This is a genomic window from Mucilaginibacter oryzae (assembly GCF_003148845.1).
Taxonomy (GTDB): Bacteria; Bacteroidota; Bacteroidia; order Sphingobacteriales; family Sphingobacteriaceae; genus Mucilaginibacter; species Mucilaginibacter oryzae.
In genome coordinates this window covers 460,075-483,097 of the sequence record NZ_QGHA01000005.1, presented here as the reverse complement: position 1 = coordinate 483,097, position 23,023 = coordinate 460,075, and the positions used below count along the sequence as shown (strand labels likewise).

Below are 23,023 nucleotides of genomic sequence, written 5' to 3'. Positions count from 1 at the left end.
TTGTTACAAATGTAATAACAACAATTTAAAAGAAAATTCATATCATAGCAGCCCAAAATGATTTGAGCTGTTTTGTAATGAAAATTAAATTCGTACTTGTATTTATTTTGTTTTGCGGTTCGCTTAAGGCGCAAAATATCAATATAATCCCTCAGCCTAAGTTGGTTGCAGCCGGTACCGGGCAATTCAGTTTCAATAACCGGTGTACAGTTGGTGTAAATGACGCATCGCTGTTGCCTGTGGCCCGGTATTTTCAGAAGCAGGTAAACCAATCAACCGGTTTAACACTCAATGTAGATAATAAAGACGCGGGCAGCCTTATTCATTTTTTACTCACCAACGGCGATCCTACACCCGGCGCTTACTCCTTAAAAATATCTCCCGAAGAAATTACCGTGTCCGCATCAAACCGCGATGGGGTATTTTATGGGGCGATGTCATTATTACAGTTACTTCGTGATCAGCCCAGGGGCGAGACCATCAGTTTACAGGCGCTTGCTATTACAGATGCACCGCGTTATCAGTGGCGGGGATTGATGCTGGACGAATCCCGTCACTTTTTCGGCATGGAAAAGGTGAAACAGATTCTGGATTGGATGGCTTACTACAAGCTGAATAAATTTCACTGGCACCTTACCGATGCGCAAGGCTGGCGGCTGGAGATAAAAAAATATCCTAAGCTCACCTTAATTGGCGGCAGGGGCAACCATACCGACCCCAATGCTGATCCGCAGTATTACACCCAGGCCCAGGTTAAGGAGATTGTAGCGTATGCGGCCGAAAGGTCGATCGCTGTGATCCCGGAGATTGATATGCCCGGGCACGCTACGGCAGCCAACAGGGCCTACCCGCAGTTTAGTGGCGGTAGTGTTGAGGGCTACGAAGATTTCACCTTCAACCCTGCAATAGATAGCACTTATCAATTTTTAGGCGATATCATTAAAGAAACAACCGCATTATTCCCATCTAAAATGATGCACCTTGGCGGCGATGAGGTGGCTTTAGGCGTAAAGGCCTGGTCGTTAAACCCCTCGATTGCCGCTTTTATGCAGAAAAATAACTTTGCTGATGTTGGCGAGTTGGAGCGCTATTTCTTTAAACGGGTTGCCGATACGGCCCTTGCCACAGGCAGCAAGGTTTTAGCCTGGGACGAGGCTACCGGTACAAACCTCCCTGCCGATAAAACCATTATTTTTTGGTGGCGGCAAAACCTGCCCGGCCAGTTACATTTAGCCATACAAAAAGGCTACCAGGTTGTGCTTTGCCCGCGCCTGCCCATGTATTTTGATTTTGTGCAGGATGCCGATCATTTATCGGGCCGCCGTTGGAAAGGTGTTTATAACACCGTTGGCAGCGTTTATTGTTTCCCTGAAAAATCGATGCAAAATAATGAGGACTTGCAATCCAAACAGATTATAGGCGTACAGGCTAATATCTGGACTGAGATGATCGCTTCTGAGAAGCGGTTGGATTTTATGCTGTTTCCTCGTATAGCCGGTTTGGCTGAAGCCGGCTGGACAGCGCCGGAGCTGAAAGATGAAGAGGCATTTGATAACCGCTTAAAAGCGAGCATCAAGATTTATGATGCCGCGAATATCTACTATTTTAATCCCTTTGATAAGTTTTTCCATGATGAGGCGATAGATTTTGGTCCGAAGATCAGGAGGATGCCAAAGCCCGAATCGGTTGATTATAGTGATGAGGACAGACCCCGCAGGCGGAGGCATGGAAGATCTTCAAAAAAAAGCCATTCTTCGTCGAAGCATTCATCTTCAAAACATTCGTCTTCAAACCATTCGTCTTCGAAAAGATCATCCTCTTCAAAAAAATCTTCTTCTTCAGGCAAAAGCCACAAGTTACCGCATAAAAAGAAAAAATAATACATTGTTGTAAAAATGAAAAGGTCTGTGTTCCCAAGGGAAAGCAGAACCTTTCATTTTAAAGCATTTCCTGCGCTAAACTGGTGTAAAATAGTTCGGGTCTCTGACCCGAGTGGGATTTAAGTTATAAACTTAAGTAATGGCCAACCACGGGTTACGCCGCACTAAACCCGCGGCAGATAAATAACCAATTAATGGCTATTTCCTTTTTATGCCATTACAATTGCCTACCTGTACGAAGATAGATGCGTGGTTTTGATATTAAGAATGAATGATTTGCCAACGCTTATCTTTACGTTTTTATCTTTAAGCATCCCCCTGATCACTTCATCGGCTTTCAATAACTCATACAAATCGCGCGCAACGGCCGATGTGCTGATTTTGTTGGTTGCCTTACCATCTTCAATATTAATATTAAACATGTAGCCAGATTTTCCTTTATCGCCGGCCGATTCAAAATCGGTAATGTTTAACTTAAACTGTTGATCTTCTGTAATGCTCCTTTTAATGTGCAGGCGGATAACCGGCACATACTTTTGCCAGGTGGCTAAATAACTTCTTTCGTCCATGATTTTTTTGTAAAAGCAAAGGCCCTTGCAGTTTTTCATACAAGGGCCTTTAGGTTATTAAGTTCAGGAGGATATGAATCTCCTTAAATGTTTCGACTGTGTTTTATGAAGACGAGCCGCAGCTGATTCTCATTAGCTTCAAAGTTACTTAAATAAAATGGGTAATAAAGAGAAGTGGTATCAGATTGTTTTTATATGCTAAATATTACTGGCGCAGGTTTGATACAGCGTAACCAGCGGCAAATAGCTTTTGTAGTGGTAAATTAGGGGCAGGTTTTCAGCACGTCAATAACGCAGGGTTTATAAATGCTGTAAATTGCGCCCATTCGGCATTGCCATTTAAACCGCATTTACATGAACCTGTTAACACGTCAAATTATCCTTTCAATTTTCTTTGTCCTATTTTGCTGCCTTTGCAAAGCCGATCCTGTTTTTTATATGAACCAGGTAGCTTATGATGCTCGCGGAGTCAAAACTATTGTTGTTCGAAACGATGCTAAGTTTAACTCCAGCACAACTTTCCAATTGCAAAATGCAGCAGGTAAGGCGCTTTTTACAGGAAAGCTAAGCGCAGTATTACATGTTGAAGAATGGGCAAAAGGTGCCAGCTTTTACCAGGCCGATTTTTCGGTTTTTAAAATAGATGGCAAATACAGGATAGCAATTGGCAAATCGGTATCCGATTGGTTTGAAATAAAAGATAATGCGTTGGCCGTTACCACCATTCCGTCGGTATTGAGCTACTATAAGAGGCAGCGGGCCAATACCCCTTCCGAGTGGAAGGCCGATTCGGCTGTGCGGCTTTACGGCAGTGATAAGACGGTTGATTTACGTGGCGGCTGGTGCGATGCATCTGGCGATGTAAGTAAATATTTTTCGCATCTGGCTTATGCCAACTTTATGTCGCCGCAGCAAATCCCGCTGGTCACCTGGTCAATGATCAACACGGTTGAAACCGCGCCGGGATTATTGAATAAATTGCAGGTTTATGATGGTATGGTAAACGAAGCCCTGTGGGGGGCTGATTATATGATGCGGGCCCTGTCAAAAGACGATTATTTTTACATGATCGTATTCAGCTATTTTAATAAAGACCCTAAGGCCCGCCGCGTGGTGGGGTTAAAGGCCAACAGCGTTACCACGGATGAATACCAGGCAGCCTTTCGCGAAGGCGGAGGCATGGCCATAGCGTCGCTTGCCCGTATCTCACAATTAAAAAAAGATGGTGATTTTAAATCTGCCGAATATCTTGACGCGGCAAAACGCGCTTTCGCTCATCTGTTGGTAAACAATACCAAATATGATGACAATGGCAAGGAAAATATAATCGACGATTACTGCGCCCTGATGGCGGCCACCGAGCTATGGATAGCCACAGACAGTACGTTTTATCGCGAGGAGGCCCGTAAACGTGCGCAAAACCTCGTTAAAAGAATGAGTCCGGCCGGTCATTTTATAGCCGATGATGCCGACAGACCTTTTTGGCACGCATCAGATGCCGGGATGCCCATTGTTGCTTTAGCCCGATATTTAGATAAAGAAAAAGAAAGCGACAAACGAGCAACGGCTTTATCAACCATTAAAAAAGCTTTGGATTATAACCTGAACGTTACAGCCAATGTAGATAACCCTTTTGGCTATGCGCGCCAGTCGTTTAAGTTTAAAGGCGCGGTAAAGGATGGTTTCTTTATTCCTCATGAAAATGAAACCGGTTGGTGGTGGCAGGGCGAAAATGCCCGCCTGGCTTCGCTGGCTACAGCGGCTTTGGTAGGGGGCAGGTTGGTTTATCCGGAAAAAGGCGGATGGGGGGTAAAAAAGGAACTGGCCCAATATGCATCGCACCAGGTGGCCTGGATTTTAGGCTGTAACCCTTACCAGATGTGTTTTATGTACCGGTTTGGCAAAAATAATGTTCCGTACATGAGTTCCAATTTTGGTCATGGCTCGGGTAAAGGCGGCATTTCTAACGGGATCACCGGGAAAAACGCGGATGGCAGCGGCATCGATTTTAAAATGAAGGATGATGGCAACGAGTGGCGGTGGACAGAGCAGTGGCTACCCCATGCCGCATGGTATCTGCAGGCTGTTACAGCCATGGCACAATAGCTATAATCTTTTTATACCTCAATTTGTCGCAATCACCGCCGGGAACCTTATCTTCATACCATTAAGTTTGTATTGAAATAAAAACCTATGGATATGACACAAACAAATGCTGCCGGTAATTACGCCGTAGTTAACGGCCTTACAATGTATTATGAAATTCATGGCGCAGGCTTCCCGCTGGTATTGATTCATGGAGGTGGCTCTGATATGTATGTTACCTTTGGCAGGGTGCTGCACCTGTTGGCTCAAAATCACCAGGTAATAGCAGTCGACCTGCAGGCGCATGGCCGTACACCCGACAGGGGAGTGCCTACTTCTTTTGAACAGGATGCCGATGATGTTGCCGCGCTGTTAAAAAGCATTGGTATTGGGCAGGCCGATGTTATGGGTTTTAGTAATGGTGGTAATACTGCGATGCAACTGGCTATCAGGCACCCTCAACTGGTTCATAAAATTGTGATCGCTTCGTCGTTTTATAAGCGCAACGGATTTATACCCGGCTTTTGGGATTTTATGCCGAATGCCAGCTTGGACAATATGCCCCAACCTTTAAAGGATGCTTTCCTGGCTATCAACAATGATCAGGCAGCTTTGGAAACGATGCATGCCCGCGACCGTGACCGGATGCTGGCTTTTGAGGATTGGAGCGATGATGCTATCCGCTCCATTACCATGCCCGCCCTGGTGATAGCCGGTGATAAAGATGTGATTACCCCTGAGCATTCCCTCGAATTATATCGAACGTTGCCAAACGCGCAGTTATGTATATTGCCTGCCGGGCATGGCGATTATATTGGCGAAGTAGAAGAGACTGCCGGCGGAAATTATCCTGCGATAACTATTATTGAGGAATTTTTAACAGGTGCAAAAGCTTAGGCCCTTGCACCTGTTTCCCTACGCACAACCGGCGCTACCCGGGTTCCATAAATTTCTATAGCTTTTAAAATATCCTTGTGGGGAGTATGGCCGGTAACCAATTGCGCCATAAACCGGGTATTGCCAAAAAGCTCGTATTGTGCCATAATCTTGTCTACCGCATGGTTTGGATCGCCAACAACCAGCGGACCGAAATCGCGGAGGTATTCAAACTGATCCCTCGTCATGGGCGACCAGCCCCTGTCGCGGCCAACGCGGGTCATGAGCGCTTCGTAGCTTGGGTAAAATTCATCTGCCGCCTGTTGCTGGTTTTCGGCTAAATAAAACTGGGAACTGATACCCAGTTGAAGCTTGCTTACGTCGTGCCCGGCTTTAGCTGCCGATTCGCGGTAGAGTTCAACAAAAGTTACAAAATGTTTTGGCGCGCTGCCTAAAATAGCGATAATCATGGGAAGGCCTAAGGTTCCGGCGCGCTTCGCGGAGGCAGGTGTGCCGCCAACGCCTATCCAAACGGGTATTTCCTTTTGCAGCGGACGTGGGTATACGCCCTGGTTACGTAAAGGCGCGCGCAGGTTTCCTTTCCACGAAACAATTTCCTGCTTGTTGATCTGTAAAAACAGTTCCAGTTTTTCGGTAAAAAGCTCATCGTAATCATCCAGATCGAAACCAAACAATGGAAACGATTCGATAAATGAACCACGACCGGCAATCATCTCCACACGGCCATTGGAAACGAGGTCGGCAGTGGCGAAGTTTTGAAATGTGCGTACCGGGTCGGCAGAGCTGAGTACGGTAACCGAACTTGATAAGCGGATGTTTTTGGTGATAGCAGCTGCGGCCGAGATCATGATTTCCGGAGCGGAAACCACAAAGTCCGGCCGGTGGTGTTCGCCGAAGGCATAAACATCAAGGCCAACTTCATCAGCCAGTTTTACTTCTTCCAATAATTCCTGTACCCGCTTGTGGGCATTTACGGCACCGCCGCTTTTACCATCCGGATGTACCTCGCCGAAGGTGCTTATTCCTAATTCCATATGTTGATAGTATTGTCGGCCAGTAGCCGGGCATTTTTCAAATTTACCTTTTATTTAACGGATGACTCTATCATCAATTTGTAATAGCTTATGACGATCATATCTCAGCTTAATCATCACCGGCATAATCCCAAACACTTTGATAACCGTTTAGCTGCTCAGTATAACCTATCATGTCGGCATAAAATGACGAATAGGCAAGGGTGGAGCTATCGCCAATAACTACCAGTTTTTTGCGCGCACGGGTCATGGCTACGTTCATCCTGCGGATATCACTCAAAAAACCAATCTCGCCATCGGCATTGCTGCGCGTAAGACTAATGTAAACCACATCCCGTTCCTGGCCCTGGAAGCTGTCTATGGTATTGACAGAAATTTTGCCCGCATAAGGCAACAGTTCAGGCGAATCAATCAATAGCTGGTTCATGATCCTGATCTGCTCCTTATAGGGGGATATCACCGCTATGGTCGGGAAATCTTCTGATGTGTAATGATCTTTCAATTCACCGGTTAGTTTACGCAGATGCCTGAACAGAAATGCCGCTTCCTCTGGATTGGCGGTACTGGTACCTTCCTGCTTTTCATCGAAGCCGCTTCCCGCGGTATCAATAAAGCTCACCGGTATATCGCCCGGGAACAATAACCGGTTTGCCACCAATTGGTTTGCTTTCAACCTGCTCTCATAAAACTCTTTGGACGAAAAGCCCATAATAGCTTCATTCATCCTGTACTGTTCATCCAGCAAAACAACGGCCTCGGGGTATAAAGCTGCGCATTTTTCGAGCAGGGTAATACTTAGCCCATCTTTAGCCGCCTGTTGCGATTTGATGGTGGGCGGAAGCTGCAAATGATCGCCGGCAAGGATCAGCTTTTCCGCTTTCAGTACCGGGATCCAGCAGGCCGACTCGAGCGATTGCCCGGCCTCATCAATGATAACAGTGTGGAATTTCCGGTCGCGGATAGTGTAGTGATTAGCCCCTACTAAAGTTGCGGTAACCACCTGGGCTTTGTTGAGCAGGTCGTCTGTAATAAACTGTTCTGTTTTATCAACCTCTTTAATCAGCTGGTGCGCGGCATCGAACAGGGCTTTACGTTGGTCGCGTTCCGCTTTGCCAAAGTTGCGCTTGTATTTGTGCGCCATGTTTTTGTATTCGGAGGCCTGCTTTTTCAGCTTTTTGATCTCCTTCATGTCTGCATGGGCGCTGATCTTACTATCTAAGGTTAAAGCCATCAGCCTTTCCGATACCCTTGCCGGGTTACCTATCCTCAGTACGTTTAGGCCCTCAAGACTTAGTTTCTCGCTTAATAAATCTACGGCGGTATTGCTGGGCGCCGTTACCAGGATTTGCTGGCCATTTTGTTTGATGAGGGCTTTGATAGCCTGAACCAATGTGGTTGTTTTACCAGTGCCCGGCGGGCCGTGTACTATGGCAAGTTGTTGCGCGTCGATGATCTTGTTAACTGCCTCCTGCTGCGACGCGTTGAGATTATTTATCGGGTAGTGTTTTATTTCGGACGTGAAAACCGGCGATTGTTTGCCCGTGAGGACACGTGCTAAAGCCCCTTGTTTTTGATCGTCGATGAGTTTCGCGGCGGCTTTGAGCGCTTTACGCATTTCATCGTAGCTGTTATCATCAAATAACAGGTCGATGCCTAATTTGCCGTGACGGGTCCAGTCGGGGAGTTCGTCGGTGTTTAGGGTAAGTTTGAGGCGGTCGCCACCCTGGTAGGCTACGGTGCCGTTAATACGGTCGGCTTTGGGATCGTGGTTTGAAAATAGCGCCGCCGAAGCCCCGAACCTGAACTGGTGTGCAACATCCTGGTGTGACGGGCGCTCAACCTCCACGGTTAAATAATCACCACGGCCAATTTCGCTTCCCCTGATAGCTACCGGGTACCAGGTAAGCCCGGCCGCCCGGCGTTCGGCATTTGATGATGTTTCCGTTTGTTTGAGGTACGCCTGCCTGTCTTCGTCCTGTTCGGTTTGCAACAGGGCGAGCAGTTTTTCAAAATAATCCATTCGGCAAAGATAACATTGCCCCACGGCTTAGCGTAAAAGATGGTGATATAGGCAGGTAAATCGAATTTAAAAGACATCCAGAGTGTAGCCTTTAAGAGACCTCACCCCAGCCCTCTCCAAAGGAGAGGGCTGGGGTGAGGCTTTTTCGCGTAAGTAATTGCAACTCTATTTTACAAGCGATTTACCTGTGATATAGGCCAAACCAAACTACAACCATATTTTTTTGTTTAACTTGTATAATAAATACTACTACCATGCGCCGATCATCCTATCTACTTATTTGCCTGGCCCTTTTGGGTGTTTTGCAGGCTTGCGAGAGTAACCGCCGGGCAAACAATTACAATACCAAACAGGCCGACGATACTTCGGTAAACTTTATTAAAAGCGGCGAAGAATCAAGCATCGCTTCGGTAAAAGCATCCGGATTGGCAATAGCCAACTCTAAAAACCAACGCGTTATCCAGTTTGCCAAACTCATGATAGACGACCATACGATGCTTGCCGATGATTTTAAGAAACTCAGGATAGATAACGCAGTAAAGGACTCCATCGCCATTACACCGATCCACGGGCAACAGATCAAAGATTTGGAGGTTAAAAAAGCAGGCGCATTTGATAAGGCTTATATTCAAATGGTTATTGAAGATCATACCGATCAGATAGCACTTTATAAAACCGTAACCGACGATAAACGCAACACTGCCGTGGCTGATTTTGCGAAAAAGATGTTGCCGGGTTTACAGGCACATTTAGATTCGGCTAAGTTGATCAGTAGCACTTTGAAATAAAACGCTTCTACGCTACCGCCGTGGGTTGGAAACCCGTGACAGCGTGGTGTTACAACTGATCAGCACCTTAAAATAATTTCAGTTGCGGCTCGGCCGGTGGTTTAGCTTTACCAAACACTGTACGCCCTCCGTATTTCCAGGAGTCGTTTCGTTCCTGTTCAATCACTTTATCAAAATTGGCATTGGGCGTAAAGTCCTTTTCGGCGTTCTCCGCTATTTTTGAAAGGCGTTTAATAGCTTCATTTTTATCACTGTTACCCAGTTTTGCCCTGTGAATGGCATTTTGCAAAACGCCCAGCGTTTCATCATAAACTTTGGTAGGTACAGGGAAAGGCGCGCCGTCCTTACCGCCATGGGCAAATGAAAACCGGGCGGGGTCTTTAAACCGTGATGGCGTACCATGAATTACCTCGCTAACCAAAGCCAGCGATTGTAAGGTGCGCGGCCCCAGACCCTGCAATAGCAAAAGCTCTTCAAAATCCTTTGGCTGTTTTTCATGCGCCAGCCAAAGCACCGCTCCCAGGCGCTTCAAATCAACATCTTTGGTGTGTACTTCGTGATGAGCCGGCATTACCAGTTTATTGATTTCATTGATCATTGTCGCCGGATTTTCGGCCGCTATCTGCATCACACCCGCACGCGAAGTATCGGCATGCTTATCCGTCAGGTTGAGGATATAGCCGCTGTTCTTCCCATAAATAAAAGTATGCGGGTCATCAACAAAAGAATTCAGTTGTTCCGAATGCCAATGGTAACGGCGGGCTGTGCGGCTGGCATCGCTCATACCCTGTTGTACAACGGCCCATTTGCCGGTATCGCTTAAAATAAAATTATGGGTGTACAGCTGGAAACCATCCTGGATGGCGGTATTATCAACCTTAGCGCTCAGCTTACTGCATTTAACCAGGTAATTGGCATCAAGTCCGGTAGTTTCGCCAACTTTAAGTAATTCGGCAGGTGTTTGCGTAGAATGCTTGCCTTTGCCGCCGCAAATATAAATGCCTAACGCTTTGCTGTGCGGGTTGATGGCTTTTTTTAAAGCACCCATCACCGAAGTTGTAATGCCCGATGAATGCCAATCCATCCCCATCACCGCGCCAAGGCTTTGAAACCAGAAGGGATCGCTCAGGCGGGTAAGTACCTCTTCCTTACCATAATCCATTATAATGGATTCCACCACGGCGAGGCCAAGCTTAGCCATCCGTTCGGCAAGCCATTGGGGTACGGAGCCATAGTGTAAAGGTAAGTCAGCACTGCCGGATCGCTTCATACTAACAAATTTAGTATTTTCTTTTGGATTACACCGATTGAGAATTGATTGCACCGATTTTATTGAAATTATGAAAACAAGGATGCCGCAGATTTGAGTCTACGCCATTTAAGTTGTTGATCAAAACAATCTACCCGACACTTGAATCGGCGTAATCCTAAATCAATCGGTATAATCCCCCAAATTAATCTTCCTCCGCTTCGCCTGCGTACATTTCATCAATATCAGCAGCGAATTTTTTTTCGATCACTTTACGTTTAGCCTTCATGGTAGGGGTAAGCTCGCCCTCTTCAATGCTGAACAGGTTGCGTTTTACCTTGAAAGCTTTGATGCGCTCAAACTTGGCCAGTTCGTTGCCGTACTTGCGGATGTCGGCACCAATCCAGTCTACTATTTCTTTTTCATTGATAAACAGGTCGGTTTTTTGGAAAAATTCATCGTTAAGGTTAAATGCTTCCTGTAGCGTTTCTTTGGCCGGCACTACGATGGCGGTAATGTACTCGCGTTTATCGCCCACTAAAAATACCTGTTCAATTTTAGGGCTTTTAAGGTAGGTGTTTTCAACCGGGGTTGGGTAAATGTTTTTACCATAGGCGTTTACCAGCATATTTTTAAGCCTGTCGGTAATCTGGAGATTCCCGCGGAAAAACCTGCCGATATCTCCGGTGTGGAACCAGCCATGACTATCAATTACGTTGGCGGTTTCTTCGGGCTTGTTCCAATAGCCTTTCATTACGCAGTGGCCGCGTACAATAATTTCGCCTTCTTCGGTAAGCGTATCTTCTTTAAAGTTATCGTGGGTTTGGATGCTGTAGATCTGTTTGGTATCCACGTTTTGTATAGCTACCTCAATACCTGGAATAATGCGGCCAACCGTGCCATAAATAACCCTGTGGCGCTCGGTAACAGCCATTACCGGTGATGTTTCGGTTAAGCCGAAGCCCTCTAAGATCACGATGCCGAGATCGCCAAAAAACTCGCCGATATTTTTAGGTAATGCACCACCGCCCGATACCATGAATTTTAACCTTCCGCCTGTTTTTTCCTTTATTTTGCTGAATACCAGTTTTTCTGCAATGCCGTGTTTGGCTTTCAGGATAGCGCCGGGAGTTTTGCCTGCCTCCTGCGCCAGGCGTACTTTTTTACCAATTTCAAAAGCCCAAAGGAAAATTTTGGTTTTGATGCCGCCTGCAGATGTACCCGTTTTAATGGCGCGATCATGAATGCGCTCCAGTAACCTTGGCACACAGCAAAGTATGGTTGGCTTAACCTCGGCCATATTTTTAGCCAGTAATTCAAGGCTTTGAGCAAAGGCTATCTGCGACCCGCGGTAGATAGCTATATGATAGATTGTGCGCTCAAATACATGCGACAGCGGCAGGAAGGATAGAAACCTGTCTGTTTTTTCAACAAAAGGGATCTGGATGAGGCTGTTGATGGCGTTTTGCGTTAGGTTATGGTGTGTTAACACCACGCCTTTAGGTATGCCAGTGGTGCCCGATGTATAGATGAGGCACGAAGTATCGGTAGTTAAAATGGCTTCACGTGCGGCGTTAATGGCATGACGGTATTGTTCAATCAGCTTGTGGCCCTGTTCAATTACTTCTTCAAAACCAATAACCCCGGCGTTCAGGTTTATCTTGTCACTGAACTTTTCATAATCTTCAAAAGCCGGGATCAGGCGGATCAGTTCCGGGCAGTTATTGGCTACTTTTAATACTTTTCTGAACAGGAAAGGGTTACCGCAAATAATGGTGCGCGCACCCGAATCGTTCAGGATGTACTCGATCTCATTTTCGGTAAGGGTGGGATATATGGAAGTGTTAACCGCGCCTATTTGTTGCAGGGCCTGGTCATAATAAACATAATTCGGTCCATTTTCAATGATCAGCGAAAGCCTGTCGCCCTTTTTAATGCCGATATGGAGGAACCAGGCCGAAATAGCGTCTACCTTTTCCAAAACTTCGCCATAGCTGATCTCTACCCACTCATCTTTAACCTTGTGAAGTAAAAAGGTATGATCTAAGGAGTGGATATTGGCAACGGTATTACGAATAAAACTCGGAACAGTTAATAGTTCGGGATTGTTGGTCATTGATTATAATTGGATATTAAAGACAAATCTAATCCTATTTTTTATAAATAAAACATTGACAGAGGGAATTGCAGGGAAATCGCTTTTAAACTTATTTGTCATATTGAGCGATAGCGAAATATCTTCTGCGGGTTGCAAAGTCGCCTGCTTACAGGGCGGATAAGATGTTTAACTGCGTTCAGCATGTCAAATTGGTCCTTTTGTCATTGCATATCAAGGCCATCACATTGGAGTGCGTTTACAAAAATGTTAAAAGCGATTCCCCTGGAGAGATTTGATAAATCCGATTGTTTACTTTTTATCGATTGTGATTTATTCTCGGGTTTGCTATTTTGTGCTAAAATACGCAACTATGAAAATAATCATTATCGGTGCCTCGGGTACCATAGGTAAAAAAGTTACCCAAGCCCTACAGGGCAAGCATGAAATTATTACCGCCGGATCAAAGAGCGGCGCTTTTCAATTAGATATCACATCGCCCGAATCTATCGAAGCGTTTTACAAACAGGTTGGCCCCTTTGACGCGTTGGTGAGCACCACAGGCTCGGGGCACTTTGGTCCGTTAAGCAGCACCACGCCCGCCGATTTTAAAAAGGGAATTGAAAGCAAGCTGTTAGGGCAGGTGAACCTGGTTTTAATTGGCCAGCATTATATCAATCCCAAAGGTTCGTTCACGCTAACCTCCGGAATCCTTTCTGAAGATCCTGTTGTTAATGGTGTAAACCTCGGTGCTATTAATGGTGGTTTAAATTCATTTGTAATAGGTGCGGCTATTGAATTGCAAAATGGCGTACGGATCAATGCGGTTAGCCCGGGCGTGGTTGAAGATTCGCCGGGTTATTTTGAATATTTTCCGGGGCATGAGCCGGTAGCTATGGATAAGGTAGCCAATGCTTATGTTAAAAGCGTTTTGGGGGCGATAACCGGGCAGGTAATCAAGGTGTTTTGATTTGCATGTTTTAGATTTTAAGCACACGAAGTTGGTAAGGCGCGAAGGTTTTCCTGTTTAGCGTCTTACCGTCTTCACGTGAAATAATTTTTGATCAGTTCCAAACTTTCCCTATCTTCAACCTATAATTACTATCTCTACATATCAAACAAGGGTAGCCTAAGGCCCGGCCTGTTTTGCAGGTCCGGTAACACGCTGCAGCTCGCGGCGGTGTTTTTTATTGTCTAAATTTCTCAATCAATTTATTAACACGGTAATGAAAATTACCAGGTATTGGGGTGCGCTTTTTGCTGCCTGTTGGCAAGCTTAGGCTCATCTGCAAAAGCATATCTAAACATGGATTCCATCAGCAACAAACAAAAAGTACTGTTATTTTATAAACAAATAGTCGGGCAACGCAAAGCAGAGTTAATCCCTGAATTTGTAATAGAAGATTATAAACAGCACAACCCGACAGTTAAGCAGGGAAGGGCGGGCATAACCGAAATGATCAATTATCTGAAAACTCTACCCCCTCCGCCTCAAGATGCTAAATCGCCGGTGATAAGGGCGATACAGGAGGGCGATTTTGTGGTAACCCATCTGGACGTTCAATTTATGGGTAAACACATGGCTGTGATTGATCTGTTTAAACTTAAAGATGGTATGCTTGCCGAACATTGGGATGCTATACAGTCCTTGCCTGATGAAAGCGGGATGGCGGTAACTGCAACAAACGGCACATCAGCTATTGACCATGCGGTTTTATCCGAAAATAGTAAAACGATTGTTAGCCGTTTTTATGAAGCGGTGATTAATAACAGGTCTGCGGCGCAATTTATTAACGACGACTATATAGAACACGATCATGCTACTTTGCAAAGCGGCAAAAAGTTAGCCGGGTACATTGCCGGAAAGCATGATGTCAAACTTCATCGGATGATTGCTGAGGGGGATTTTGTGGTTGTTCAATCGCAGTTTGGCCGATTGGACAAGGCTTTTGTTCTGTACGAGATTTTTAGGGTGGCTGATAGCAAAATTGTTGAGCACTGGAGTGTGGAGCAGGTAACCCCTGAGGGGGTGAAGCCTGGCGATATGTTTTAGGGGTTTCAGTCAGAACTGAAATGATAGTTCACCGCGGGTTACACTGCGCTAAACCCGCGGCTGGCATTTAAACAAAAAGAGGCGCTCATCGCGCCTCTTTTTTGATATTTTAAGGTTGAAATTATACCGAAAAACTTTCTCCGCAACCGCAGGTGCGGGTAGCGTTAGGGTTATGGAAGTTGAAACCTTTACCGTTCAGGCCGTCAGAAAAATCAAGTTCGGTACCGGCAAGGTAAAGGAACGATTTCATATCGAGAGCCATGCGAATGCCGCGGTCTTCAAAAAACTGATCGCCTTTCTTTTCCTCGTTATCAAAATCAAGGTTGTATGATAAACCCGAGCAGCCACCTCCCTGAACAGATACACGCAGAAAATACGAGGCATCAAGCCCTGCATCCTGCATCAGGTGTTCTATTTTGCTTTTTGCTTTATCAGTTACAGTTACCATTTTTAAAGAATCAAGATTGTTAGATTCAAGAGTCAGGATTTTTGCCTGTTCTCTTGTTGAGCATATCACTAAAATTAAGATACAAGAAAAGGAATCTTAATCTCCTGCTTCCTGCATCTTATCGTCTTTCTTAGTGATGTACTTTTTCGCTTTCAATCGGCGCCAAGCCGTTTTTAACGCGGTAATCGTTGATCGCTGCCTTGATCGCGTCTTCCGCTAAAACCGAGCAGTGAATTTTTACCGGTGGAAGGGCAAGTTCCTCAACAATATCCATATTGTCTATTTTCATCGCGTCGTCAATGCTTTTGCCTTTCAGCCATTCGGTAGCTAAAGATGAAGAAGCGATTGCCGAACCGCAACCAAAAGTTTTAAATTTAGCGTCGGTGATAACATTGTTATCATCAACCTGGATCTGCAGGCGCATAACGTCGCCGCACTCAGGTGCACCAACTAAGCCGGTACCTACTTTGTGGCTGCTTTTATCCAAAGTGCCCACATTGCGGGGGTTAGTGTAGTGATCAATTACTTTATCTGAATATGCCATGTCTTTTAGTTATTGAATTATTGAGTTATTGAATTAGTGATTTAACTCTACTCGTTTTTTATTTATTGAAAGCATCTGCACATTTGAAATCTGCACATCTGCATATCTGATTAATGTTCCGCCCACTCAATCGAGTTAAGGTCGATACCTTCTTTAAACATTTCCCATAGCGGTGAAAGTTCGCGCAGGTGCGTTACGGCTTTCCTGGTTACTTCAACCGCGTAATCAACTTCTTCTTCGGTAGTGAAACGGCCTAAACCAAAACGGATTGAAGAATGTGCCAGATCATCAGACAGGCCTAAGCTTTTCAATACGTACGATGGCTCTAATGAAGCTGAAGTACAGGCCGAACCTGATGATACAGCCAGATCTTTCATAGCCATCATCAAACCTTCGCCTTCAACATATTTAAATGAAATGTTGGCTACGTGTGGCAAACGATGGTCAACGTTACCATTTACATAGCTTTCTTCCAGTTGGGTTAAAGCAGCCTGTAGTTTATCGCGCAGGGCCGAAAGGCGTTTTGCTTCGCTTTCCATTTCCTCCAAACAAATTTCGCAGGCTTTACCTAAACCTACAATGCCCGGCACGTTAAGGGTACCTGAGCGCATGCCGCGCTCGTGGCCGCCACCGTCCATCTGGGCGGTTACTTTAACCCTTGGTCCTTTACGGCGAACGTATAAGGCGCCAACACCTTTAGGGCCGTACATTTTATGTGCTGATAAGGCCAGCAGGTCAATACCATCGGCGTTAACATCAACAGGAATTTTGCCAACCGCCTGTGTAGCATCAGTCATGAATAAAGCGCCATGTTTATGAGCAATGGCAGCAATTTCTTTAACCGGCTGGATCACACCAATCTCGTTGTTACCATACATGATCGATACCAGGATGGTTTCGGGGGTCATGGCGGCTTCCAATTGGGCAAGGTCAACCAAGCCGTCTTCTTTAACAGGTAGATAAGTTACCTTACCACCCATTTTTTCAACGTGTTTGCAGGCGTCAAGCACAGCTTTATGTTCAGTAACCGCGGTTATAATGTGGTTGCCTTTATCTTTATACATTTCAAACACCCCTTTTATAGCCAGGTTATCTGATTCTGTAGCACCAGAGGTAAAGATGATCTCTTTTTCAGATGCGCCAATCAGTTTGGCCACCTGTTCGCGTGCGTAATCAACCGCCTCCTCTGCAACCCAGCCAAAAGCATGGTTACGGCTTGCCGCGTTACCAAATTTTTGCGTAAAATATGGTATCATGGCTTCCAAAACCCTTGGATCCATTGGGGTAGTTGCATTGTTATCTAAATAAATTGGGATATTCATAATTCCTTCTGAAATATTAACAGAACAAAGATAAGCAAGTTTTTATTGAAATTCAGCTAAAAACCTTCGCAAATAACCAAAGCTGACCAATAATTTACAATATTTGGACATGAACAAAGTGGAGCACATAGGCATAGCGGTTAACAGTGTTAAGCAAGCAGGCCAGATCTATTCAAAACTGCTTAACACATCGGTATATAAAACCGAAACTGTTGAGCGTGAACATGTACTCACCGCTTTTTTACAAAGCGGGCCCAATAAAATCGAACTGCTCGAAGCACTCAGCGAAGACAGTGCCATAGCTAAATTTATCGCCAAAAAAGGGGAGGGGATACACCATATTGCTTTTGATGTGGACGATATTGAAGCGGAGATGAAGCGCCTCAAAAAAGAGGGTTTTGTGTTGTTAAATGATGAACCCAAGCCGGGTGCTGATAATAAACTGGTTTGCTTTGTGCATCCAAAGAGTGCCAATGGGGTGTTGATTGAGCTTTGCCAGGAGGTGGGTGTCTGAATCAGAATTTACAGGATTTTAGAATTTACAGAATTAGAAGGGCTTATTTTATAATTACTTAGTTTAATTTGATACGTTACAGTTGTATTCTGTTAATCCTAAAATCCTGCAAATTCTGATTCAGACAATATTTTTATTTTTACGTTTCTGATATTCACTTTTATTATTACATTTGCACCTCTTTTAAGTAAAAAGTACAGAAGGTAAGTTTATATATAGATAATGAAAAAAGATCTGCATCCATCAAACTACAGATTAGTTGTATTTAAAGATATGTCTAACGACTACTCTTTTATCACTAAATCTTGCATCGATACCCGCGAAACCGTTAAATGGGAAGATGGTAACGAATATCCATTGGTTAAATTAGAGATTTCTCACACTTCGCACCCGTTCTACACCGGTAAAATGAAACTGGTTGATACTGCAGGTCGTATCGATAAATTCCGTTCACGTTACGCCAAAAAGTAATTTTTGTGTGATTAAATATTTACAGGTCCCGGCTTTGCAGTCGGGACTTTTTTTATTTTTGCGCCATGGCAATTATCCTTTTCGACGATAACGCACATCAAACATTACTGCCTTTAACATATACCCGGCCGGTTGCCAATCTGCGGATAGGCATCATGACCACTGCCGAAAAATGGGCTAAATATTTAAACAGCGAATACTCTTTTCATACACTTGATTATTTGCAGGCTAAGTTTCCGGTAAAAATTGAGGCGGATAATATTTTTATCAACGGTTCTGTTTGCCCTGACGAAGGCTTGCTTGAGGCTATTGATAAACTGCAAACGGGGCAGGCGCTTAAATATAACGAGTTGCTGGTAGCTGTAAGGCTTAACGAAACCGATGCGAAGGCCTTTAATTACCAGGCCGGCTTTGATGATGTTGTTGCTTACTCCAATTTGCTGGTAGCTTTAAAATACCCTGAAGATATTTTCAGGAAAAACGATATTGAGCTGCGTAAGGATTTTAAGCTGCTTACTAACGGCCGTGCCAGCGCGGCCATCAGTTCAACCAATACCATCATCGGTAATGACTTTTTTGCCGAGGAAGGTGCCGTTGCTGAGTGCTCAACATTTAATACTACCAATGGCCCCATCTATCTTTCGGCCAATACCCAGGTTTGGGAGGGTACCAACATCCGTGGCGCGTTTGCAATTTGCGAACATTCGCAGGTAAAAATGGGCACTAAAATTTACGGCGCTACTACCGTTGGCCCGTATTCGAGGGTAGGGGGCGAGATTAATAATGCCGTAATCTGGGGATATACCTCAAAGGGGCATGAAGGTTATTTAGGTAACTCGGTGCTGGGCGAGTGGTGCAACATCGGTGCCGACTCGAACAACTCTAACCTGAAAAATAATTATGCCGAAGTAAAGCTTTGGGATTACAGCACCAGGCGTTTCCGTAAAACAGGTTTACAGTTTTGCGGGCTCATTATGGGCGACCATTCAAAGTGCGGCATCAATACCATGTTTAACACCGGCACGGTGGTAGGAGTTAGCGCCAATGTGTTTGGCGCGGGTTTCCCGCTTAATTTTGTGCCCGATTTTTCGTGGGGTGGCGCACAGGGCCTGGAAGTTTACCTGTTTGATAAAGCAATGGAAACAACCCGACGGGTTTTTGACCGCCGCGATCACCGCGAATTTAACGAGGTTGAACAAAATCTGCTGAAAGCCGTATTTGAGCAAACGGAAGAATACAGACAACTTTTTATGTGAGTGGTAGATTGGGTTGATTTGGTGAGTGGTTATCACCGGTTTTACCTGTAAACAACTGCTCACTCAATCAACATAATCAACCATTCACTAATTAAAACAATCATGAGAAAAAAAATTGTTGCCGGAAACTGGAAAATGAACCTTGACTATAATGAAGGTTTAGCTTTATTTTCAGAGATCATCAATATGGTAAATGACGAAATTACCGGTACACAGCAGGCGGTAATTTGCAGTCCGTTCATCCACATCCACAGCCTGGTACAACTGGCTAAAGGTTATCATAAAGTAGCAGTTGGCGCGCAGAACGCTCACCAGGCCGAAAGCGGTGCATATACCGGCGAGATTTCGGCCAAAATGATTAAATCTACTGGTGCTGCTTACGTGATCCTCGGCCACTCAGAGCGCCGTCAGTATTTTGGCGAAACTAACGCTTTGCTTGCTCAAAAAACTGATACTGTTTTGAAGCATGATTTAACTCCTATATTTTGCATCGGCGAAACTTTGCAGGAGCGCGAAGCCGAAACTCATTTTGATGTAATCAAAACCCAATTGGTTGAAGGAATCTTCCACCTCAGCGCCGAAGATTTTGGTAAACTGGTTATCGCTTATGAGCCTGTTTGGGCTATTGGTACAGGTGTTACCGCCACATCGGCACAGGCACAGGAGATCCACGATTTCATCCGGAAAGAAATTGCTGCTAAATATAACCAGGCAGTGGCCGATGCTACTACCATTCTTTACGGCGGCAGCTGCAACCCTAAAAACGCAGCCGAGTTATTTGCACAGGCCGATATTGATGGCGGCTTAATTGGCGGCGCTTCCTTAAAATCACGCGATTTCCTGGATATCGTAAAAACTTTCAATTAGCAGACGGATGTGAGACGTGAGATTAAAGATTTGAGAAAATATGCTGCTTTGTTTTATTGAAACAGAAAAGCGATAAGTGTGTTGTCACAATAAACTCTCAAATCTCATATCTCACATCTCAAATCTAAAAAAGGCGATGAAGCTTTTAAAAGTTCTTTTACCTGTTTTGGTTGATTTTGGCATTTTTGCGCTGGTGGTATATCTTAATATGCCAGATCACCCTATGCGCATTGGCGAAATAGGTAATGGTAACTTATATAGCCTCATGGCTTATTTTCACCTGTTTTGGGGATTGCTGCTTGCCGACGGTATCCTTACTCAATATCTTATTATTATCCCGCTTTGGGAAAAGGCGAGGCATCAGGGCCCGGGATTTAGGTTTAAGATAGGCGCTTTTATCGCTCTTGTTTGTGTACTATTTGGCGGCGCATTGAGTTACATCATCTGGGCACCCGAAGATGGATACGAACCCTTGCTGGCTTTTTGGTGGTACATGATCGAAATACAGGCTGTTTATTGGCTGATTAACTTTTTGGTACTTTATCTGTTAGATAGAAAACAACCAGTCGAAAACCCGGAAACGGAAGAGGCTGAAATTGCAGCCGGTTAAATTTTACCTCCTTAAACAGTCTGCCTTCATTACTGCTGATCATCAAATATTTTTGATATGAATTATTACGAATTGCTTTTTACAACCATCACCACCGAAGATTACCAGCAGGATTTACTGATCAATGCTTTGGGCGAAATTGGTTTTGATACTTTTGAAGAACTTGAACTGGGCTTTAAGGCCTATATACCCGAAGATATTTTTGACCAGGCCTTACTTGATGAGCAACTATCGGCATACAGGGATCTGTTTACCTTTAGCTATGAGATAAACCTCATTCAACAAAAAAACTGGAACGAAGTATGGGAAAGTAATTTTGAACCGATTGAAATAGGGGATAAGATCTACGTAAGGGCAACTTTTCATCAGCCTAAACCGGAGTTTGAATACGAAATAGTGATAGACCCCAAAATGGCTTTCGGTACAGGGCACCACCAAACCACGGCTATGATGCTGGGCCTGATGCTGGAAAACGAGTTTGCCGGTAAAAAAGTATTGGATATGGGTTGCGGTACCGGTATCCTGGCTATTATGGCCGCTAAATTGGGCGCAGGGGATATTACAGCTATTGATTATGATCCGGTTTGTTATGAAAGCACCATCGAGAATTCGACGCTTAACCGGATTGATCATATTAAACCGCTTTGCGGGTCGAAAGAGGTGATCCCTGATGAGCAATACGATATTATCCTGGCCAACATTAACCGCAATATCCTGATTGACCAGATGGAACGTTACGCCGGGGTTTTAAAAACAGATGGCGAAATCTACTTCAGTGGTTTTTACGAATCGCCCGATTTGGATATCATTACCGAAGAGGCCCGTAAATACGGTTTGAAATACATTACCCATAAAAAAGATAAAGAGTGGGTGGCCGCTAAGTTTATTAAGTAAACTACCCCAACCCCCTCTAAATCTCCCCCGAAGGGGAGACTTTTAATATCTGCTTTTTTAAAGCCCTCCCTTCCGGGGAGGGTTTGGGTGGGGCTAATATCCCACAGTAAACCTTCTCTTTACAAACTGGTTATTCTCCAGTTCGTCTACAATGGCAACTGCCAGGTCTTCTACAGAAATTTCGTGTTCGTGCTTGTCGTTAAAAACAGGTTCATCGGTTCCTGTGCGATAGGTACCGGTACGGGTGCCCGGGTGAAGGTTGATGGCCGGGCTCAGGAAAGTCCAGTCTAATTCTTCTTCATTTTTAATGATGTTTAAGTAATCACGTGCAGCGGTAGCGCCTTCTTTCCATTCGGCTGGGAACTGCGGGCTATCAACCAATTGCTGACCGCCTATATAAAGGCTCCCTGCGCCTCCAACAACCAGCAGGCGCTTAACACCGGCTTGTTTGGTAGCTTGTTGTATAGCTTCTGATCCTTTAATGAAATCGGCATACAGGTTGGGGTTGCCCCAGCCCGCGTTGAACGAGTTTACTACCGCATCGTTTCCTTTTAGCGCTTCAGCCAATTCGTCAACATGATAAGCATCGGCAGTTTTCAGGGTGATTTTATCGCTTTCGATAATCGTTTTAGGGTTACGGGCTATTGCTGTTACTTCGTAGCCGCGTTGTACGGCCTCGTTCAATACTGCTTTTCCTACAAAGCCGGTGGCTCCAATTAATGCGATTTTCATTTGTTGTTTGTTTTATATTGTAATTAAATAAGTTACAGTTTGTTTTAAATTTTTTTAATCGAATTGATTTACAAAATCAAAAATGGTGATGGTGCTTAGTTTTTTAATGATCGCAGCCTCTACATCATCGGCCAAATGATCAAGGTGTGCGTTAATCTGTCGGCCAACCGGGCATTCGGGGTTAGGCTTGTTTTTGGCCTGGCCCAGTGCCGGCGGCAGTTTCACGGCTTTATAAACATCGGCCAATGAAATTTTTTGAGGAGGAAGGGCAAGGCTGTAACCTCCTGCTTTACCTTCCTTACTTTCAATTAATCCGCAGGCACGCAGTTTGCGCATTTCCTTGCGTACCAAAACGGGGTTTACATTCATACTGCCCGCCACATAATCAGACGATAAAAGCTCGCCGGGCTGCTTGCAAAGCAGGGTGAGTACGTGGGTAGCTATTTGAAATTGTCCGTTCATTTATCTGTAATAAAAATTATTACAGTACAAAAATGAGACTAAAATTTTAAAAAGAAAAAATTTTTGCGCTTTTTTGTGTTTAAGTTACACTGAGGTGAATTTCCATTTGCCGGTATTTTTTTAAAATACCCTGTTGCAGGTATATTTATCGCCATTTAGTTACCGTATTTTAAGGGTTTACCCGTCATTGTAATCAACTGCACTTTTAGATAAAAAATTATGCAAATTAGTTG

The 23,023-nt window shown here is 44.7% G+C and carries 22 protein-coding genes; 12 read left to right on the top strand and 10 right to left on the bottom strand.

Annotated elements, in window-relative coordinates; genetic code table 11:
- The first annotated feature begins 77 nt into the window (after positions 1 to 77).
- A complete protein-coding gene (locus LX99_RS16180) occupies positions 78 to 1,880 on the top strand; it encodes a beta-N-acetylhexosaminidase (protein ID WP_109608799.1) in 1,803 nt (600 codons plus the stop codon).
- A 227-nt stretch (positions 1,881 to 2,107) separates the two neighbouring features.
- Here the strand turns inward: LX99_RS16180 and LX99_RS16175 are convergent, their stop codons facing one another.
- Positions 2,108 to 2,449, bottom strand: coding sequence for a hypothetical protein (locus tag LX99_RS16175; RefSeq protein ID WP_109608836.1), 342 nt, complete (start codon positions 2,447 to 2,449; stop codon positions 2,108 to 2,110).
- Positions 2,450 to 2,887: 438 nt separating this feature from the next.
- On the opposite strand from LX99_RS16175, the gene LX99_RS16170 reads away from it, so the two are divergent.
- Positions 2,888 to 4,555: a glycoside hydrolase family 9 protein gene (locus LX99_RS16170; RefSeq protein WP_211319038.1), complete on the top strand. Its 1,668-nt coding sequence runs from the start codon at positions 2,888 to 2,890 to the stop codon at positions 4,553 to 4,555.
- Positions 4,556 to 4,648: 93 nt separating this feature from the next.
- Complete coding sequence (locus LX99_RS16165) at positions 4,649 to 5,431, top strand: alpha/beta fold hydrolase (RefSeq protein WP_245927941.1); 783 nt, start codon at positions 4,649 to 4,651, stop codon at positions 5,429 to 5,431.
- Here LX99_RS16165 and LX99_RS16160 read toward each other — a convergent pair.
- A complete protein-coding gene (locus LX99_RS16160; RefSeq protein ID WP_109608796.1) occupies positions 5,428 to 6,465 on the bottom strand; it encodes an Atu2307/SP_0267 family LLM class monooxygenase in 1,038 nt (345 codons plus the stop codon). The genes LX99_RS16165 and LX99_RS16160 overlap by 4 nt on opposite strands.
- A 109-nt stretch (positions 6,466 to 6,574) precedes the next feature.
- A complete protein-coding gene (locus LX99_RS16155; protein WP_109608795.1) occupies positions 6,575 to 8,485 on the bottom strand; it encodes an AAA domain-containing protein in 1,911 nt (636 codons plus the stop codon).
- Between the two features lie 254 nt (positions 8,486 to 8,739).
- Here LX99_RS16155 and LX99_RS16150 point away from each other — a divergent pair, with 254 nt between their 5' ends.
- Positions 8,740 to 9,273, top strand: coding sequence for a DUF4142 domain-containing protein (locus tag LX99_RS16150; RefSeq protein WP_109608794.1), 534 nt, complete (start codon positions 8,740 to 8,742; stop codon positions 9,271 to 9,273).
- A gap of 67 nt (positions 9,274 to 9,340) precedes the next feature.
- Here the strand turns inward: LX99_RS16150 and LX99_RS16145 are convergent, their stop codons facing one another.
- Together LX99_RS16145 and LX99_RS16140 are read right to left on the bottom strand one after the other, a co-directional pair.
- Positions 9,341 to 10,543, bottom strand: a complete 1,203-nt coding sequence (locus LX99_RS16145; protein WP_109608793.1) for a DUF763 domain-containing protein — start codon at positions 10,541 to 10,543, stop codon at positions 9,341 to 9,343.
- A 184-nt stretch (positions 10,544 to 10,727) separates the two neighbouring features.
- A complete protein-coding gene (locus LX99_RS16140; RefSeq protein WP_109608792.1) occupies positions 10,728 to 12,638 on the bottom strand; it encodes an AMP-dependent synthetase/ligase in 1,911 nt (636 codons plus the stop codon).
- A gap of 352 nt (positions 12,639 to 12,990) precedes the next feature.
- Here LX99_RS16140 and LX99_RS16135 point away from each other — a divergent pair, with 352 nt between their 5' ends.
- Together LX99_RS16135 and LX99_RS16130 are read left to right on the top strand one after the other, a co-directional pair.
- Positions 12,991 to 13,587, top strand: coding sequence for a short chain dehydrogenase (locus LX99_RS16135; protein ID WP_109608791.1), 597 nt, complete (start codon positions 12,991 to 12,993; stop codon positions 13,585 to 13,587).
- Between the two features lie 336 nt (positions 13,588 to 13,923).
- Positions 13,924 to 14,670, top strand: a complete 747-nt coding sequence (locus LX99_RS16130) for a nuclear transport factor 2 family protein (RefSeq protein ID WP_109608790.1) — start codon at positions 13,924 to 13,926, stop codon at positions 14,668 to 14,670.
- A gap of 121 nt (positions 14,671 to 14,791) precedes the next feature.
- Here LX99_RS16130 and LX99_RS16125 read toward each other — a convergent pair whose 3' ends face one another.
- The 3 genes from LX99_RS16125 to LX99_RS16115 all read right to left on the bottom strand — a co-directional run bounded on the left by LX99_RS16125 (position 14,792) and on the right by LX99_RS16115 (position 16,984).
- Positions 14,792 to 15,118 (bottom strand): HesB/IscA family protein, encoded by a 327-nt coding sequence (locus tag LX99_RS16125; protein WP_022832695.1) that lies wholly within the window; start codon positions 15,116 to 15,118, stop codon positions 14,792 to 14,794.
- Positions 15,119 to 15,248: 130 nt separating this feature from the next.
- A complete protein-coding gene (gene iscU / locus LX99_RS16120) occupies positions 15,249 to 15,662 on the bottom strand; it encodes a Fe-S cluster assembly scaffold IscU (protein ID WP_022832694.1) in 414 nt (137 codons plus the stop codon).
- A 110-nt stretch (positions 15,663 to 15,772) separates the two neighbouring features.
- Positions 15,773 to 16,984 (bottom strand): IscS subfamily cysteine desulfurase, encoded by a 1,212-nt coding sequence (locus LX99_RS16115; RefSeq protein WP_109608789.1) that lies wholly within the window; start codon positions 16,982 to 16,984, stop codon positions 15,773 to 15,775.
- A gap of 109 nt (positions 16,985 to 17,093) precedes the next feature.
- Here LX99_RS16115 and mce point away from each other — a divergent pair, with 109 nt between their 5' ends.
- From mce to prmA, 6 genes are all read left to right on the top strand, one after another.
- Positions 17,094 to 17,498, top strand: a complete 405-nt coding sequence (gene mce, locus LX99_RS16110; protein ID WP_109608788.1) for a methylmalonyl-CoA epimerase — start codon at positions 17,094 to 17,096, stop codon at positions 17,496 to 17,498.
- Between the two features lie 222 nt (positions 17,499 to 17,720).
- Entirely contained in the window at positions 17,721 to 17,969 is a 249-nt protein-coding gene (locus tag LX99_RS16105; RefSeq protein ID WP_022834046.1) for a type B 50S ribosomal protein L31, read from the top strand.
- A gap of 65 nt (positions 17,970 to 18,034) precedes the next feature.
- On the top strand, positions 18,035 to 19,225 hold the full coding sequence (locus LX99_RS16100; protein WP_109608787.1) for a putative sugar nucleotidyl transferase: 1,191 nt from the start codon (positions 18,035 to 18,037) through the stop codon (positions 19,223 to 19,225).
- 102 nt (positions 19,226 to 19,327) lie between these two features.
- Complete coding sequence (gene tpiA, locus LX99_RS16095; RefSeq protein WP_109608786.1) at positions 19,328 to 20,092, top strand: triose-phosphate isomerase; 765 nt, start codon at positions 19,328 to 19,330, stop codon at positions 20,090 to 20,092.
- A 136-nt stretch (positions 20,093 to 20,228) separates the two neighbouring features.
- Complete coding sequence (locus LX99_RS16090) at positions 20,229 to 20,702, top strand: hypothetical protein (RefSeq protein WP_109608785.1); 474 nt, start codon at positions 20,229 to 20,231, stop codon at positions 20,700 to 20,702.
- Between the two features lie 57 nt (positions 20,703 to 20,759).
- A complete protein-coding gene (gene prmA, locus LX99_RS16085) occupies positions 20,760 to 21,596 on the top strand; it encodes a 50S ribosomal protein L11 methyltransferase (protein WP_109608784.1) in 837 nt (278 codons plus the stop codon).
- 93 nt (positions 21,597 to 21,689) lie between these two features.
- Here prmA and LX99_RS16080 read toward each other — a convergent pair whose 3' ends face one another.
- Together LX99_RS16080 and LX99_RS16075 are read right to left on the bottom strand one after the other, a co-directional pair.
- A complete protein-coding gene (locus LX99_RS16080; RefSeq protein ID WP_109608783.1) occupies positions 21,690 to 22,328 on the bottom strand; it encodes an NAD(P)-dependent oxidoreductase in 639 nt (212 codons plus the stop codon).
- A gap of 54 nt (positions 22,329 to 22,382) precedes the next feature.
- Positions 22,383 to 22,790, bottom strand: coding sequence for an Rrf2 family transcriptional regulator (locus tag LX99_RS16075; protein ID WP_109608782.1), 408 nt, complete (start codon positions 22,788 to 22,790; stop codon positions 22,383 to 22,385).
- Positions 22,791 to 23,023: the final 233 nt, after the last annotated feature.

Bases quoted from the DNA above. Each gene is read 5' to 3' on its own strand.
- LX99_RS16180 (WP_109608799.1), top strand. From the start codon at position 78: ATGAAAATTAAATTCGTACTTGTATTTATTTTGTTTTGCGGTTCGCTT.
- LX99_RS16175 (WP_109608836.1), bottom strand. From the start codon at position 2,449: ATGGACGAAAGAAGTTATTTAGCCACCTGGCAAAAGTATGTGCCGGTT.
- LX99_RS16170 (WP_211319038.1), top strand. From the start codon at position 2,888: ATGAACCAGGTAGCTTATGATGCTCGCGGAGTCAAAACTATTGTTGTT.
- LX99_RS16165 (WP_245927941.1), top strand. From the start codon at position 4,649: ATGACACAAACAAATGCTGCCGGTAATTACGCCGTAGTTAACGGCCTT.
- LX99_RS16160 (WP_109608796.1), bottom strand. From the start codon at position 6,465: ATGGAATTAGGAATAAGCACCTTCGGCGAGGTACATCCGGATGGTAAA.
- LX99_RS16155 (WP_109608795.1), bottom strand. From the start codon at position 8,485: ATGGATTATTTTGAAAAACTGCTCGCCCTGTTGCAAACCGAACAGGAC.
- LX99_RS16150 (WP_109608794.1), top strand. From the start codon at position 8,740: ATGCGCCGATCATCCTATCTACTTATTTGCCTGGCCCTTTTGGGTGTT.
- LX99_RS16145 (WP_109608793.1), bottom strand. From the start codon at position 10,543: ATGAAGCGATCCGGCAGTGCTGACTTACCTTTACACTATGGCTCCGTA.
- LX99_RS16140 (WP_109608792.1), bottom strand. From the start codon at position 12,638: ATGACCAACAATCCCGAACTATTAACTGTTCCGAGTTTTATTCGTAAT.
- LX99_RS16135 (WP_109608791.1), top strand. From the start codon at position 12,991: ATGAAAATAATCATTATCGGTGCCTCGGGTACCATAGGTAAAAAAGTT.
- LX99_RS16130 (WP_109608790.1), top strand. From the start codon at position 13,924: ATGGATTCCATCAGCAACAAACAAAAAGTACTGTTATTTTATAAACAA.
- LX99_RS16125 (WP_022832695.1), bottom strand. From the start codon at position 15,118: ATGGTAACTGTAACTGATAAAGCAAAAAGCAAAATAGAACACCTGATG.
- iscU (WP_022832694.1), bottom strand. From the start codon at position 15,662: ATGGCATATTCAGATAAAGTAATTGATCACTACACTAACCCCCGCAAT.
- LX99_RS16115 (WP_109608789.1), bottom strand. From the start codon at position 16,984: ATGAATATCCCAATTTATTTAGATAACAATGCAACTACCCCAATGGAT.
- mce (WP_109608788.1), top strand. From the start codon at position 17,094: ATGAACAAAGTGGAGCACATAGGCATAGCGGTTAACAGTGTTAAGCAA.
- LX99_RS16105 (WP_022834046.1), top strand. From the start codon at position 17,721: ATGAAAAAAGATCTGCATCCATCAAACTACAGATTAGTTGTATTTAAA.
- LX99_RS16100 (WP_109608787.1), top strand. From the start codon at position 18,035: ATGGCAATTATCCTTTTCGACGATAACGCACATCAAACATTACTGCCT.
- tpiA (WP_109608786.1), top strand. From the start codon at position 19,328: ATGAGAAAAAAAATTGTTGCCGGAAACTGGAAAATGAACCTTGACTAT.
- LX99_RS16090 (WP_109608785.1), top strand. From the start codon at position 20,229: ATGAAGCTTTTAAAAGTTCTTTTACCTGTTTTGGTTGATTTTGGCATT.
- prmA (WP_109608784.1), top strand. From the start codon at position 20,760: ATGAATTATTACGAATTGCTTTTTACAACCATCACCACCGAAGATTAC.
- LX99_RS16080 (WP_109608783.1), bottom strand. From the start codon at position 22,328: ATGAAAATCGCATTAATTGGAGCCACCGGCTTTGTAGGAAAAGCAGTA.
- LX99_RS16075 (WP_109608782.1), bottom strand. From the start codon at position 22,790: ATGAACGGACAATTTCAAATAGCTACCCACGTACTCACCCTGCTTTGC.